The organism is Campylobacter vicugnae (assembly GCF_002139875.1).
Classification (GTDB): Bacteria; Campylobacterota; Campylobacteria; order Campylobacterales; family Campylobacteraceae; genus Campylobacter; species Campylobacter vicugnae.
On record NZ_CP018793.1, the window covers coordinates 986,822 to 1,002,334 of the forward strand.

The 15,513-nt window shown below is 34.9% G+C and carries 15 protein-coding genes and 1 pseudogene; 7 read left to right on the forward strand and 9 right to left on the reverse strand.

Going from position 1 to position 15,513, the window contains the following annotated elements:
• Window position 1: 1 nt before the first annotated feature.
• Complete coding sequence (ppa, locus tag CVIC12175_RS05115; RefSeq protein WP_086247168.1) at window positions 2-520, forward strand: inorganic diphosphatase; 519 nt, start codon at window positions 2-4, stop codon at window positions 518-520.
• Between the two features lie 62 nt (window positions 521-582).
• Window positions 583-990 carry an rRNA maturation RNase YbeY gene (gene ybeY, locus CVIC12175_RS05120; protein ID WP_086256220.1) on the forward strand — a complete coding sequence of 136 codons (408 nt, stop codon included), beginning with the start codon at window positions 583-585 and terminating at the stop codon, window positions 988-990.
• Window positions 991-1,012: 22 nt separating this feature from the next.
• Here ybeY and CVIC12175_RS05125 read toward each other — a convergent pair whose 3' ends face one another.
• Window positions 1,013-3,094: a TonB-dependent receptor domain-containing protein gene (locus tag CVIC12175_RS05125; protein WP_086256910.1), complete on the reverse strand. Its 2,082-nt coding sequence runs from the start codon at window positions 3,092-3,094 to the stop codon at window positions 1,013-1,015.
• Window positions 3,095-3,354: 260 nt separating this feature from the next.
• On the opposite strand from CVIC12175_RS05125, the pseudogene CVIC12175_RS05130 reads away from it, so the two are divergent.
• The 3 genes and pseudogenes from CVIC12175_RS05130 to CVIC12175_RS05140 all read left to right on the forward strand — a co-directional run.
• A pseudogene (locus CVIC12175_RS05130) lies at window positions 3,355-4,068 on the forward strand (fumarate reductase cytochrome b subunit); the annotation flags it as partial.
• A gap of 22 nt (window positions 4,069-4,090) precedes the next feature.
• Window positions 4,091-6,079, forward strand: coding sequence for a fumarate reductase flavoprotein subunit (locus tag CVIC12175_RS05135; RefSeq protein WP_086247164.1), 1,989 nt, complete (start codon window positions 4,091-4,093; stop codon window positions 6,077-6,079).
• Window positions 6,072-6,791, forward strand: coding sequence for a fumarate reductase iron-sulfur subunit (locus tag CVIC12175_RS05140; RefSeq protein ID WP_086302742.1), 720 nt, complete (start codon window positions 6,072-6,074; stop codon window positions 6,789-6,791). The genes CVIC12175_RS05135 and CVIC12175_RS05140 overlap by 8 nt, the downstream gene beginning before the upstream one ends.
• 122 nt (window positions 6,792-6,913) lie before the next feature.
• Here CVIC12175_RS05140 and CVIC12175_RS05145 read toward each other — a convergent pair whose 3' ends face one another.
• Window positions 6,914-7,105, reverse strand: a complete 192-nt coding sequence (locus CVIC12175_RS05145) for a hypothetical protein (protein WP_086276827.1) — start codon at window positions 7,103-7,105, stop codon at window positions 6,914-6,916.
• A gap of 416 nt (window positions 7,106-7,521) precedes the next feature.
• Between CVIC12175_RS05145 and CVIC12175_RS05150 the strand changes: the two genes are divergently transcribed.
• Both CVIC12175_RS05150 and CVIC12175_RS05155 read left to right on the forward strand, forming a co-directional pair.
• A complete protein-coding gene (locus CVIC12175_RS05150; protein ID WP_086302744.1) occupies window positions 7,522-8,733 on the forward strand; it encodes an SEL1-like repeat protein in 1,212 nt (403 codons plus the stop codon).
• A 61-nt stretch (window positions 8,734-8,794) separates the two neighbouring features.
• The gene (locus CVIC12175_RS05155; protein ID WP_192940146.1) at window positions 8,795-9,253 is read left to right on the forward strand and encodes a hypothetical protein; all 459 of its coding nucleotides are present in this window, start codon (window positions 8,795-8,797) and stop codon (window positions 9,251-9,253) included.
• A gap of 91 nt (window positions 9,254-9,344) precedes the next feature.
• Here the strand turns inward: CVIC12175_RS05155 and CVIC12175_RS05160 are convergent, their stop codons facing one another.
• Genes CVIC12175_RS05160 through guaB form a run of 7 tightly spaced genes read right to left on the reverse strand, consistent with a single transcriptional unit; the run spans window position 9,345 to window position 15,513 of the window.
• Window positions 9,345-10,361 carry an oxidoreductase gene (locus tag CVIC12175_RS05160; protein WP_086302748.1) on the reverse strand — a complete coding sequence of 339 codons (1,017 nt, stop codon included), beginning with the start codon at window positions 10,359-10,361 and terminating at the stop codon, window positions 9,345-9,347.
• Entirely contained in the window at window positions 10,361-10,693 is a 333-nt protein-coding gene (locus CVIC12175_RS05165) for a hypothetical protein (RefSeq protein ID WP_086247157.1), read from the reverse strand. The genes CVIC12175_RS05160 and CVIC12175_RS05165 overlap by 1 nt, the downstream gene beginning before the upstream one ends.
• Window positions 10,690-11,988 (reverse strand): UDP-N-acetylmuramate--L-alanine ligase, encoded by a 1,299-nt coding sequence (gene murC / locus CVIC12175_RS05170; protein ID WP_086302750.1) that lies wholly within the window; start codon window positions 11,986-11,988, stop codon window positions 10,690-10,692. Before murC ends, CVIC12175_RS05165 begins: the two co-directional genes overlap by 4 nt.
• Window positions 11,985-12,785, reverse strand: a complete 801-nt coding sequence (locus CVIC12175_RS05175; protein WP_086302752.1) for a carbon-nitrogen hydrolase family protein — start codon at window positions 12,783-12,785, stop codon at window positions 11,985-11,987. Before CVIC12175_RS05175 ends, murC begins: the two co-directional genes overlap by 4 nt.
• Window positions 12,778-12,966: an exodeoxyribonuclease VII small subunit gene (xseB, locus tag CVIC12175_RS05180; RefSeq protein WP_086302754.1), complete on the reverse strand. Its 189-nt coding sequence runs from the start codon at window positions 12,964-12,966 to the stop codon at window positions 12,778-12,780. The genes CVIC12175_RS05175 and xseB overlap by 8 nt, the downstream gene beginning before the upstream one ends.
• Window positions 12,959-14,062 (reverse strand): homoserine O-acetyltransferase MetX, encoded by a 1,104-nt coding sequence (gene metX / locus CVIC12175_RS05185; protein ID WP_086254615.1) that lies wholly within the window; start codon window positions 14,060-14,062, stop codon window positions 12,959-12,961. Before metX ends, xseB begins: the two co-directional genes overlap by 8 nt.
• A complete protein-coding gene (gene guaB, locus CVIC12175_RS05190) occupies window positions 14,062-15,513 on the reverse strand; it encodes an IMP dehydrogenase (RefSeq protein ID WP_086302756.1) in 1,452 nt (483 codons plus the stop codon). The genes metX and guaB overlap by 1 nt, the downstream gene beginning before the upstream one ends.

Consider the following 15,513-nt stretch of genomic DNA (forward strand, 5'->3'; position numbering starts at 1 on the left):
TATGGATATAAGCAAAATCAAAGCTGGTAGTAATCCAGATAAACTAAATGCAGTAATTGAGATCCCATACGGATCAAATATTAAATATGAAATTGATAAAGATAGTGGTGCAGTAGTAGTAGATCGCGTACTATACTCTGCAATGTTCTATCCAGCTAACTATGGCTTTGTCCCATCAACTCTAGCCGATGATGGCGATCCAGCTGATATTTTAGTTCTTAATGAGTATCCACTTCAAGCTGGTAGTGTGATACCTTGCCGTTTAATCGGTGTTTTAGTTATGGAAGATGAGAGCGGTATGGATGAGAAACTTCTAGCTGTGCCAGTAAGCAAAATCGATCCTAGATATGAAGATATCAAAAGCATAGATGACTTACCAAAAGCTACTCTTGATAAGATCAAAAATTTCTTTGAAACATATAAAATGCTTGAGCCTAATAAATGGGTAAAAGTAAAAGGCTTTGAAGATGCTAGCAAAGCTGAGGCTATCTTAGACGCTGCTATAAAAGCTTATAAATAATTCCTATGGTGGAGAACTCTCCACCAGCTTACTCTCAAATCAATCTACAAAAAAGGCTATAAATGATAATCTGCGAAGATAACTATCCTCAAATTCTAGATATAATCGCACAAAAGCTCACAAATGCTGATATAGAACTGCTACTAGTAGATTCTCAAACTATGCACCAAATCAATCTAAAAGAGCGCAAAATAGACAAAACCACAGATGTGTTAAGCTTTCCATTGCACTATATACCACACTTTCCAATTGGCTCAATAGTTATAAATACAGACCTAGCAATGACTAAAGCTAATGAATTAGGACACACAATAGATGAAGAGATAGCTCTACTTTTTACTCACGGATTGCTACATATTCTTGGATATGATCATGAAAACGATGATGGACAGATGAGAAGAAAAGAGATTGAAATTTTAAATGAACTAAATTTACCAGATAGTCTAATAGTAAGAACATTAGATGAGTAGTAGGGACTAGCCCTACTATCTTTTAGAATCTACCATTTAGTGATAGATAGTATCTTCTACCTTCATCTACTCTATCATATGTATTTACATATGCATCTTTACCTCTGTTTTTATAAGTTTCAAATCCATCTGTAAAATCTTTATCAAATAGATTATATATTCCAGCATTTAGGCTCCAATTTTTATTTATCTCATATGAAGCGCCTAAAGAGGCTAAAAATACATTTTGATAATACTCTCTATCTATATTTTTATTTCCCATATATCTATCTATCTGCCACTCACCTTTTATCCATGGAGTAATTTTTTTAGTTATTGAGTAGTCAGCTTTAGCTACTATATTATGCTTTAAGCTTCCCTCTTCTGGTTTGCCTACGCTATCTTTAGTAGTGCTATCTTTAATCTCAGTATCTAGATATGTATAGGATAAATTTAGATTCATATCACTAATAGGTCTAAGTCCAGCGCTAACTTCTACGCCCATATACTGCACTTCACCATGATTTATAGCTTGAGAGCATGAGCTACCTCCAGTAGCACTTGCGTTACAATTTCCTATATTAGGTATAGCTTCGCCTTGATTGTATGATGTGCTTGAAATTTTATCTTTAAAATCAGTGATAAATCCAGTTACAGCCATATCAAATATATCATCGCTATAGCCCATACCCAATTCATAGTTTATCGATGTCTCCTCTTTTAGATCTGGATTACCATATACTGGGGTTTTTCCTTGACCGCTATAGTTATACTCTCCAGCTATTAGCCTATTTGCTGTAGGAGCTTTAAAGCCTGTTGATACACCACCTTTAAATGTGAAGTTATCATTTAGATTATAGACTAGATACGCTCTTGGAGATATATTATTACCAAATATCTCATGATAGTTATATCTAGCACCTAGTGTTAATCTTAGATTTTCTAATATCGAATACTCATCTTCAGCAAATGCCGCTATAGCATACTGGCTAAATCTGCTTGGACTAGCTATCTTATCTTGCATTTTTTCTAGTTTATACTCAGCTCCAACGCTTAATATATTGCTTTGACCAATTGGAATCACAGCCTTAGTATCAGCTATATAGTCTTGAGCTAATATATCTCTATTTTGCCCGCTATATGGATTTTGTGCTACAACTAATCTACTATCATTAGTTACGCGGTTATATTGGATACCTGAATTTATAGTAAATCCATCATACACACCCTCATGCGTTAAATAGGTTACTAATTTTTCTACATCCATAGTTGGTTCATAGCCGCCTTTTGCTCCTACTGTACCAAGCTGCCCCTCTCTATTATCAAAATGATTTCTAGCATAATCTATATCAAATGTAAATGTATTTGCATCATCATGCATATAGTTTAATCTTGTGCCTATATTATAGTTATTAGCCTTTGTTGGGCTTTCACCTTGACTTCTATCTAATTCTTTACCATGTTCATTTCTATATATTACATTTGATTGTTCTCTATAGCTTTGAGCATATCTAAATGTAGCGCCTAATTTATTATCTATTAATGGACCATCAGCATAGATATTAAATCCATATAAATTTCCCCACTGATTATCCTCATTTATTAAGGTATTTAATCCAAATGAAGCGCCCCACTCATCGCTAACCTTTTTAGTGATGATATTTACCACGCCACCTAATGCCTCTGAGCCATATAGAGTACTCATAGGACCTTTGATAACCTCAATTCTTTCAATGCTAGAAAGTGGAGGCAAAAATGCGTTCATCACCTCACCAAATCCATTTGGCCCTATATCGCCACTAATACCTGAACGTCTTCCATCGACTAAAATTAACACATATCCATTACCTAAACCGCGTATAGATATATTATTCGCACCAGTTTTGCCAGGTGCTGAGATATCAACTCCTGGTATATCTGATATAGCCTCAGCCACATCTCTATATGGCTTTCTTTCTAATTCCTTTTTGGTAATGACATTCATTGTCGCTGGAGCTTCTTTAATCTCTTGAGAAAACCCAGAAGCTGTAACAACCACCTCATCTAATGCATACTTATCACTAGCTATAGCATAGTTTGATATACATGCTAACGCAGCTATGGAAAGTAGATATTTTTTATTCATAAATTCACCTTGAAAAAAAATTAACGCGGGAATTATATGATAATAATTATTAAAATAGATTTAAAATAAAATTAAATTTAACTAAATTTAAATACCAAATAAATCAAAATATTATCTAAGTTGTTATTTAAAATTCGATTCAAAAGCCTAAAAATAGATACTTTTGATTATAATTTAATAGATGAATTTAATAATATATCAAGTTTAACTAATGTATAATTTCAGTTGATTCGTTCAAATTTACAATATAAGGGGAGCTTATGAGTAAGCAAATCGAAGGGTTTCTTGGTATAAGCGAGGATCGCAAGAAAAGTAGAATTCCTGCAAAACTCGATCTTATTCAAAGTGGAACTGGGTTAGTCCTAGGACTATTTATGTGGGCACATATGCTGTTTGTATCTACCATACTATTTGGTGAAGATGTTTATAACCAAGTTGTGCATGTTTTAGAGCTTAGATTTATGTATGATAGCCCGCATATGAGCTATGTAACTAGCTTTATAGCTGCTTGTGTACTTGTTATTTTCTTTGTTCATGCTGCACTTGGTATGAGAAAAATGCCAATTAACTTCCGTCAATGGCAAGTATATCGCGCTCATGCTGTTCGTATGAAACACGAAGATACAACACTTTGGTGGGTTCAAGCTTGTACTGGATTTATCATGTTCTTCCTTGGTTCAGCACACCTTATCATCATCATCACAAATTCAGATCAAATCGGCTTAATGGCTGATGGTACACTTGGTTCTGCTGAGCGTGTTTATAGCCATTTTATGTGGTTATTCTATCTAGTATTACTTTTTGCTGTTGAGCTTCATGGTAGTATTGGTCTATATAGACTATGCGTAAAATGGGGATGGTTTGAAGGCAAAGATGCTAAAGCAACTCGTAAAAATCTAAAAAAAGCTAAATGGATTTTAAGCGTATTCTTTATAGCTCTTGGACTATTAAGCCTTGGGGCATTTCTTAAAATCGCTATGAACTAGGAGTATATATATGAACGTAAAATATTATGATGCATTAGTAATTGGTGGTGGTTTAGCTGGTCTTAGAGCTGCTGTAGCTGCTGCTGATAAGGGTCTTAGCACTGTAGTTTTAAGTCTATGTCCTGTAAAAAGAAGTCACTCTGCAGCTGCTCAAGGTGGTATGCAAGCAAGTCTTGGTAACTCTAAAATGAGTGAAGGCGACAATGAGGATGTTCACTTTGCAGATACTGTAAAAGGTAGCGACTGGGGATGCGATCAAGAGGTTGCTAGAATGTTTGTCCAAACAGCACCAAAAGCTATCCGTGAATTAGCATCTTGGGGTGTGCCTTGGACTAGAATTACAAAAGGTAAAAGAAGTGCTATCATAAACGCACAAAAAACTACAATTGATGAAAAAGAGAGCGTACATGGTCTAATCCATAGCCGTGACTTTGGTGGTACAAAAAAATGGAGAACATGCTTTACTGCTGATGCTACTGGCCATACAATGCTATTTGGTGTAGCAAATGAAGCTTTAAAACGCAATGTAGAAATTCACGACCGCAAAGAAGCTATCGCTCTAATTCATGAAAATAATCGCTGCTATGGTGCGATTGTACGTGATCTAGTAACTGGCGAAATCACAGCTTATGTAGCTAAAGGTACGCTAATTGCAACTGGTGGTTATGGTAGAATTTACAAACACACTACAAACGCTGTAATTTGCGAAGGTATCGGTGCTGCTATAGCGCTTGAAACTGGTATTGCAAGACTTGGAAATATGGAAGCAGTTCAATTCCACCCAACTCCAATCGTACCAAGTGGTATATTACTAACTGAAGGTTGCCGTGGTGATGGTGGTATCTTGCGTGATGTTGATGGATATCGCTTTATGCCTGATTATGAACCAGAGAAAAAAGAACTAGCAAGCCGTGACGTTGTAAGTCGCCGTATTATGGAACATATCAGAAATGGTAAAGGTGTAAAAAGCCCATATGGCGAACACGTATGGCTAGATATTAGTATTCTTGGTCGCGAACATATCGAAAAAAATCTAAGAGATGTTCAAGAAATTTGTCAAATCTTCAATGGTATAGATCCAGCCAATGAAGGTCCAAAAGGTTGGGCTCCAATTCTACCTATGCAACACTACTCAATGGGTGGTATCCGTGTAAAACCAACTGGAGAGAGCCAAACACTAAAAGGTCTATTTAGCTGTGGTGAAGCTGCTTGCTGGGATATGCACGGATTTAACCGCTTAGGTGGTAATAGCGTTGCTGAAACAGTTGTAAGTGGTATGATTATTGGTGATTATTTTGCTGAATATTGCGATAATAATGAGATAGATGTTCAAACAAAAACAATCGAAAGCTTCATAAATAAAACTCAAAACTACTTAAATGAGCTACTAAGCAAAGATGGCAAATACAATGTATTTGAAATCAAAAATAAAATGAAAGATATCATGTGGGAACATGTAGCTATCTTTAGAACTGGCGATGGCCTTGCTAAAGCTGTAAAAGAGCTTGAAGAGCTATATAAAGAGAGTACAAATGTTAAACTAGCTAATAAAGAGCTATTTGGAAATCCTGAGCTTGAAGAGGCTTACCGTGTGCCTATGATGCTTAAACTTGCTCTATGTGTAGCTTATGGCGCTCTTCAAAGAACTGAAAGCCGTGGCGCTCACTATAGAGAAGATTATCCAAAAAGAGATGATGCTAACTGGTGTAAAAGAACTCTTGCATTCTGGAAAGAAGGCGATACTCTTCCAACACTAGAATATGAAGAGTTAGATATCATGAAAATGGAAATGCCGCCAGCATTCCGTGGATATGGTGCTAAAGGTAACATCATAGAAAACCCACTATCAGCTAAACGCCAAGAAGAGGTTGATGCTATTAGAGCAAAACTTGAAGCTGAAGGTAAAAATAGACATGAAATTCAAGATGCATTAATGCACTATGAACTTCAACCAAAATATAAAGCATTAAACGAAAGAGCAGGTATAGGCTATGAGTAGAAAAATAAAAATTAGAGCATTCAAATACAATCCACTAAGCAAAGTAAGCAAACCTCACTTTGCAGAGTATGAACTAGAAGAGACAGATGGTATGACTCTTTTTATCGCGTTAAATCAAATTCGCGAAAAATTCGATCCAGGTCTTAGCTTTGACTTTGTATGTCGTGCTGGTATATGTGGTAGTTGTGGTATGGTTGTAAATGGCCGCCCGCAACTAGCTTGTAGAACTCTAACAAAAGATTATCCAAGTGGCGTTATCGAGCTTATGCCACTACCTGCGTTTAAACTACTTAAAGACTTAAGCGTTGATACAGGTAACTGGATGAATGATATGAGTAAAAGAGTTGAAAGCTGGATTCACTCAAATCATACTACAGATATTAGCAAAATGGAAGAAAAAGTAGATCCAGATGCAGCTCAAGAGACATTTGAACTTGATAGATGTATAGAGTGCGGTATCTGTGTAGCAAGTTGTGGTACTGCTCTTATGAGACCTGATTTTATCGGTGCTGTAGGTCTAAACCGTGTAGCTAGATTTAAAGTCGATCCACTAGATAATAGAACAGATGAAGATTTCTATGAATTAGTAGGCGATGATAATGGCATGTTTGGTTGTATGAGTCTTTTAGGCTGTGAAGATAACTGCCCTAAACACTTACCACTACAAAGCAAAATCGCATATATGAGACGCAAATTAGCTACTGTAAAATAATTATACACTCCCTAAGAGTTTCTTCTTAGGGAGCTTGCATTTAAAACAAATTTAAACTTGAAGTAATTTATCTAGGATTTTTAAACAGAGAGATAAATAGACTAAAAAGTCTATTTATAAAATTAATTAAATAAACTATCTAGTAGTTTATCAGAGACTTTATCTATCATATCTGAACTCTTATCAACGACTTTATCGCTCATTTTATCAACGATTTTATCCACTTTTGAGTCCTCTTTTTTCTCTGATTGAGCCATCAACAATGTAGAAAACAAAGTAGCTACAACCATTGTACTAATTACAATTTTTTTCATCTATACTCCTAATGATATTTAAGTTAGATGAACATTTTACCCCCCCCCTATAACAATAAGTAAATAAAATATAGATAAAGTATAAATATAAAAATTTAATTAAATTTAATCTTTGATTTTAAAAAAATTATAAAATTGATCTTTAAATTTTTTATTATTATCATTTTTATCACCCAATCTATATTTTATACATAATATTTAATTAAATTTTATTTGAGTATTAAATTTGATATTTTTAAAATTTAAGCTTAGATTAATCTCTATTACATTGCTTCTAATTGACTATATTTAGCCATTGCTAAACTCTTAAAAATTAAATTTAACTAAAATATTAATTATATTGATAAAATATATAAATGCTTAAGTTCAAATTCACTACAATCAATCCTTAAAATACTATATTAAAAGGAAAAATCATGAAAAAAATCGCCATAATCATTATGCTGCTTTTTAGCATAGGTGTAGCTAAAGATTCTAATCTCAATCCAAAAGAACTAGAAACTAATTGCAATAAAGGTGATATGGCATCTTGTATTCATCTTGGTGGTTTATATTATCAAGGTCAAGGTGTAAGACAAGATTATAATAAAGCTGCTCAGCTCTTTCAAAAAGCCTGCGATGGTGGAAATGCTTTTGGTTGCTATTCTCTTGGTAGTTTATATGATAAAGGCAAAGGGGTAAAGCAAGATTATAATAAAGCTGCTCAGCTATACCAAAAAGCCTGCGATGGTGGATATACTAATGGTTGCTATGATCTTGGGTATTTATATTATAAAGGTCAAGGTGTAAGGCAAGATTATAATAAAGCTACTCAGCTCTTACAAAAAGCCTGCGATGGTGGATATGCTATCGGTTGCAGTTTTCTTGGGATTTTATATTTTAAAGACAAAGATTATAATAAAGCTACTCAGCTATACCAAAAAGCATGCGATAATGGAATTGCTGAGGGTTGCGATGATCTTGGGAATTTATATTATTACGGTTGGGGTGTAAAGCAAGATTATAAAAAATCTGCTCAGCCATACCAAAAAGCCTGCGATGGTGGATATGCTAAGGGTTGCTATTCTCTTGGGGATTTATATTATTACGGTTGGGGTGTAAAGCAAGATTATAAAAAAGCTGCTCAGCTATACCAAAAAGCCTGCAATGGTGAATATGCTGTGGGTTGCAGTAGTCTTGGTATTTTATATTATGACGGTCAAGGGGTAAGGCAAGATTATAAAAAAGCTGCTCAGCTCTTTCAAAAAGCCTGCGATGGTGAATATGCTAAGGGTTGCTATGATCTTGGGAATTTATATTATTACGGTTGGGGTATAAGGCAAGATTATAAAAAAGCTGCTCAGCTATACCAAAAAGCCTGCGATAATGGACATGCTAAGGGTTGCAGTAGTCTTGGTATTTTATATTATGACGGTCAAGGTGTAAAGCAAGATTATAAAAAAGCTGCTCAGCTATACCAAAAAGCATGCGATGGTGGATATGCTGTGGGTTGCAGTTTTCTTGGACTTTTATATGAAAAAGGTTACGGGGTAAGACAAAATAATATTACGGCTAAAGAGCTTTATGGCAAAGCTTGTGATATGGGTTTACAAATTGGTTGCGATAATTACGCAAGATTAAATCAATAAAGATATGTAAATGGGTATCGGTGCTATATTAATACTATTTAGTTTTGTGCTAGTTTATCTAGTGCAAAAGTTTAAAATAGGAGTTGCTAGGATTTATATCTATATTGGGTATTATTTTATAATGAGCTTAGTTCTATCGTGGAGTGTTGCTAAAGAGTTAGGCGTAGAGAGTGAATATATCATCAATCTAAGCCAAGGACAGGGATTTTCTATGCTGGTAATAGGATTGACTTTGGGGTTTAGTTTGGTTGCTAGTGGTATTTTAATGTTAATATTTAGGCTTTTTAAGCGTAATATAGAAATGAATTTTGGCAGTTTGTTTAGTTATGTTTTTTGGTATTTGAGTTCTATAATACATAATATTTTTGCATTTGTTATATGCATAATAATTTATGCGATTAGCCAAATGCGAAAAAATGAACCTAAATTTAAAACTTACTTAACTGAGTATATACCAAATGTGGCATTTATTATATTAGTATTGAGCTTTTATGGTAATTTTGCAAATATAGTTAGATAAATTTTTAAATTACAAAAGATTGTCAAGGCGATACAAATAATGCCTTGACAATGACAAACACCTACGGCCAATTAAATTAACAAAATACTACTTAAAATGCTCTTTGATATGAGAAGTCTATAAGCTCGTTTTTGCCTTCACTTGCAGCTGCATATAGGGCGAAATTTGGATTTCTTAAAAGCTCTCTACCATATGCTACTATATCACAGTATCCGCCCTCTATCATCTGCTCGCCCTGCTCTTTAGTAGTGATTAATCCTACTCCAATAACTGGTATATTTACCACCTCTTTAATAGCTTTTGCATAATCTGCTTGATACATAGGCTTAAGCTCTGGAACTAGGCTTGGCTTTGATACTACTCCACCTGCTGAGACGCTGATATAGCACGCACCAAGATCGGCACATTTTTTAGCTATAATCTTGCTATCTTCTATGGTATTACCGCCCTCTTCCCAATCATCAGCACTAATACGCACGCCAAATGGAATTATAGAGCTAACTTCTTGACATATTAAGCTTAAAAGTCTCATTCTATTTTCAATACTTCCACCAAAATCATCATTTCTTTTATTTGTCAGTGGGCTTAAAAACTCGCTAATTAAATATCCGTGAGCTGCGTGAATCTCTACTATATCATAATCAGCCGCCTTTGCTCTAATGGCTGCTTCTTTAAATTTCGTTACAATCTCATATATCTCTTGTGCGTTTAGCTCTTTTGGGTGATCATACTCTAAACTAAAGCATATACCACTTGGACTTACTATATCAGGGCAAGTTCCTTTAGCTCCAGCGTGGCCTAACTGCACGGCTGTAGTTTTGCAAGTATATTTTTTAATCTCGTAATTTAGCTTAGTGTGTGCTTCTATTTGATTATCGCTCCATAAGCCTAGATCGTTTTTGGTTATACAGCCCTCAGGAGATACTGCTGTAGCCTCTACTATTATAAATCCAACTCCACCAAGCGATCTAGCCGGATAGTGTAATCTATGAAAACAACGAGGTAATCCACCAAAATCTCTAGCCTTATAAACGCACATTGGCGGCATTGCTATACGGTTTGGTATTGTGTAATTTCCAATCTTAATTGGTTCAAATAAAATTGACATCAATTCTCCTTTAGACATTTTTGAATCGGTATTATAATACCGCTTTTATCTTTAGCAACAAAACTTTGCGTACCAAATTCATAATTATAATTTTTTTTACTAATATTGTAATCTTGACACTCTATACTATCTTTTGTATTAAACTCAGTCAAAAGTACTTGTATATCATTACTGCGTCGCTCATCATCTGCATTATATAAAAATCCAGTTATAAATAATACAACGCACACCGCAAGAATAGAGAGCTTTGAGCGCCAATTTAACCTTTGGCTAGAAATAGCTAGCACTATTAAGACAACAACTGCTAAAACTAAAAATAGCACAATTCTCATCTCTCGCCTCTTAGTTGATAGCTAATATCTCCAGCACCAAAGCCAATCACAAGGCCACTAGCTAAGCTATGTTTAACGCCAAAATTATCAAAAAATTCAATACTATCGCCGTTGCGTTTAATGCTATCAGCAAATAAAGCACCCTTAAATTCGCTCTTTAAATCCACGCCATTTGGCTCTTCTCCGGCTGCATATACTGGCAAAACTACAAGCTCATCTACATCGTCAAAACACTCTTTAAATCCATCTAAATTTGCCATTAATCTTGAGTATCTATGTGGTTGGAATATCGCTGTAATACTCTCAAGTCCAAGTAGCCTTGCATACTCTTTGGCACTTTTTAGAGTCGCTTTAATCTCAGTAGGATGATGACCATAATCATCGATTAGAGCAAATTTCTCATTAGCAACTAAAATATCAAATCGCTTTTTTATCCCTTTAAATTTCTTAAGATTTTCCCTAACTTCTTCAAGTCCCATCATAGAATTTGCTGCTAATATCGCAAGACTAGCATCAATAGCAATATGCTCACCCATACCCCAAGCCTCAAATTTACCAAGTCCTTTAAGATGAAAACTTGTATATGGTTCATAATTTCTAAGCACCATTTGCATATTGGTTATATCACCCTTTTCAAGGCGAATACAATCCATCTTAATAGTGCTTAAAAACTCATCTTCAGCATTAATAATACGAATCTTAGCCCTTTCTAAAAAGCCCTTATAAGCAGCATGAAATTTCTCAATATCATTATCATAATGCTCCATATGTTCAGGTTCAGCATTTGTTACGATAGCTAAAAATGGATTGGAATTTAAAAAGCTACTATCACTCTCATCAGCTTCAAATATCAAATTATCACTAGCTTCATACTTCATATTTGAGCCAAATTCTTTACTTATAGCGCCAATTATAGCGCTACCTTCCATAAGAGCTGCGAGCATAGCCGAAGTCGTGCTTTTACCATGTGCTCCAGCTACTGCAAATACTCTTTTACCTTCTAAAATAAATGGCAAAGCCTCTTTGCGTGATAAGCACTCAATTCCACGCTTTCTAGCCTCTAGAAGCTCTACATTATCACCTTTAATTGCAGCACTATATACGACAAAATCAGGATCTTCAATAGCAGTTTTGCAGTGTGGTACGGTGATTTTCATACCGCTGGCTCTAAGCTCTTTAGTAATAGCACTATCAGCAATATCTGAACCACTAATTATAAAATCACGCTCTTTTAAAAATCTAGCAATAGCTGAGATACCAATCCCACCAATACCTATAAAATGAACTTTTTTCATATATTTAATCCTAGTAATGCCTCAGCTTTTTGGCGAAATTTCCATATTGAGCGAGCTTGCGTAATTAGCTTTTTATCTATATCACACATTAGCATTCCCTCATTTGCATCTAGACTACTCTCGATCTCCCCGTGAGGATTTATAAGCATAGTTTGCCCGTAAAACTCACTCTCAACCTCGCCAAATTTAGTCTTGCCAAGTCTATTTACACGAATAATATATATATTATTTGTAAGCGCTCTCATCTTTAAAAGCTCGTTCCATCGCTCATTAGAATTTAGCGTGCAAGCGCTTGGCAATAATACACAATCAACCTTTTTAGCTACAATTTCAGCCCAAATTCTATCAAAATGCGCCTCAAACCCAAACACAACCCCAAATTTAATCTTATCGACGCTAAAACTCATCACGCCAAAGCTATCTTTTTTAGAGTAAAACTTAGCCTCATTCCAGTGCGGATAATCAATTAAAATATTTTGCTCTTCATATTTGATACTTTGTGGGCTAAATTTAGCTACGACTTTTCTACACTCTTTACCTTTTATTTGTAAAAGTGGAGCGATAATTGTTAGATTATATTTGCTTGCCATCATTGATAAGCTTACTCTTTTTTGTTCGCTTTGCTGCTTTATCATAGATTTTGGCATTTTGATAATATCATTAAAAAATGAATTTATCACATACTCACCAAGCACCACTACACTAGCTCCACCCTTAGCTGCTAAATTTAAATAATGATCGATTCTAGAATCACTCATAGCTAAAGTATGCAACTGTAAAGCTGCTACCTTACTCACTATCTTCTCCTATTTTAGTAATCTCTAGCTTAGCGTTTTCTAGCATATCTCTAGCTTCATTTACTAATTTTAATCCATCTTTATATAGTTTTATGCTATCGCTAAGTGTTAAATTTTCATCATTTAAACTCTCTAAAAGTTTTTCAATTTTATCTATTTTATTTTCAAAACTCTCACTCATCTAATGCCTTTTTAATATAATCTTCTATCTTTTCTATCTCAACTAAGAATGCATCATGTCCATAATCACTATCAATACATATATACTCACTTCTATGGCCTTGACCTATTTGTATTAATGCCTCATGCATCTCTAGCATCAAATTTGGTGGAAATAAAATATCTCCACTAAATGCAATAAATGTCAATCTAGCTTTAGTAAGCATTAAAGCCTCATTAAGAGAGCCATAATGTCTTGTACAATCAAAGTTATTCATCATCTTTACAACATATAGATATGATAATGGATCAAATCTTTTTGGAAAATTATTGCCATTATACTCCATATATCTATCTACTTCAAATCGTCCTAAAAGCTCATAAAGTCCATCAGTTTCGACATATTTTCTGCCAAATTTCTTATCCATAGTACTAGGACTAAGAAAGCTAATATGTCCAGCCATTCTACCAAGCGCCATGCCTGTTAGGCCATTTGCTGCTATATCATCTTTATCATAGTAGCCGCCTTTAAAATTTGGGTCTTTTACTATGCCTTCAATAGCGATTTTATTAAATGCAATCGCCCATGCTTTAGTAGCATATGTAGTAGCTAGCATTACAACTCTTTTGGCAAAATTTGGAAACTCTATAGCAAAACAAAGTGCTTGCATTCCCCCAAGGCTACCACCTACTACTGCATATGCTTCTTTAATTCCGAGCCTATCAAATAGTCTCATTTGCGCCCTAACAACATCGCTAATTACAAGAACAGGGAATCGTAGTCTATACTCTTTTTTAGTGCTTGGCTCGATACTCAAAGGATTAGTAGAACCAAATGAACTTCCTAAAATATTTACACAAATAACAAAATATTTAGTAGTATCAATTGCCTTGCCATCGCCTATTATACCATCCCACCAGCCAGCTTTTCTATCACCTTCATAAATTCCAGCAGCATGAGCTGAACCAGTGAGCGCATGGCATACGACTATAGCATTGCTTTTATTCTCATTTAGTTTGCCATAGCACTCATAAGCTAAGTCAAATTCACTTAAAATTCGCCCACTCTCTAAATGCAATGGCTCATCAAAATGCTCTACAGCGTTATAAATTTCCACTAATTAACTCTATAATTTGGTGCTTCTTGAGTTATTATAACATCATGTGCGTGGCTCTCTTTTAGTCCTGCACTTGTTATCTCTACAAACTCGGCTTTATCTTGGAAGGTTTTAATATCTTGACTACCGCAATACCCCATAGAGCTTTTAAGTCCTCCAATTAACTGATGAATCACATCACGAATTGTACCAGCATATGGCACACGACCCTCTATACCTTCTGGTACTAGCTTATCTTGAGCTGTTCCTTCTTGAAAATATCTATCGCTGCTTCCTCTAGTCATCGCACCAATACTTCCCATACCTCTATAACTCTTATATTGACGGCCTTGGAATGTTACTAACTCGCCTGGACTCTCATCGCACCCTGCAAGCAAACTTCCTACCATTATACAGCTAGCACCAGCTGCTAATGCTTTTGCAAAATCACCACTATATTTAATACCACCATCAGCTATAATAGACACATTAAATTCCTTAGCAACTTCAGCACAATCGCTAATAGCTGTAATCTGTGGAACACCTACACCAGCTACAATTCTAGTAGTACATATAGATCCTGGGCCAATACCAACTTTTACACCATCAGCTCCGGCTTTGATTAGATCTATTACGGCTTTAGGATTTGCTACATTTCCTACTATAATATCTACTCCAGTTATTTGAGATTTAATCTCTTTTAAAGTATCAATAATTCCCTTGCTATGACCATGAGCTGAATCCATTACCAAAGCATCTACACCAGCTTCAGCTAAAGCCTTAGCTCTATCTATTTGACCAACGCCAATTGCTGCAGCGACTCTAAGACGGCCAAATTTATCTTTATTAGCATTTGGATACTCTTTGCGTTTTTTAAGATCTTTGATTGTAATAAGACCTTCTAGCTTTCCATTAGCATCTACAATTGGTAACTTTTCTACTTTATTAGTAGAAAATATCTTTTGTGCATCATCTAAAGTGCATCCTGATTGTGCTGTGATTAATGGAGTTTTTGTCATTACTTCACTAACTTTTTTACTATAATCATTTTCAAATCTTAGATCACGGTTGGTTAAAATCCCAATCAATATATTATTACTATCAACTACAGGAACGCCTGAAATTCTATAATCGCTCATTAATTCTAAAGCATCTTTAATACTAGCTTCAGCAGTAATCGAGATTGGATCCATAATTACACCGCTTTCGCTTTTTTTAACTTTTTTAACCTCTTTTACTTGAGATTCTAGATCCATATTTTTATGAATTACGCCAATACCGCCAAGTCTTGCCATCATAATTGCTGTTCTATGCTCAGTTACAGTATCCATCGCAGCTGAAACTATAGGGATATTTAACTCAATATTTTTGCTAAATTTAGATCTAATATCAACTTGTTTTGGCAAAATTTCAGAGTATTGAGGCACCAATAAAACATCTTCAAAAGTCAAAGCTCTTTTTACAATTTTCAT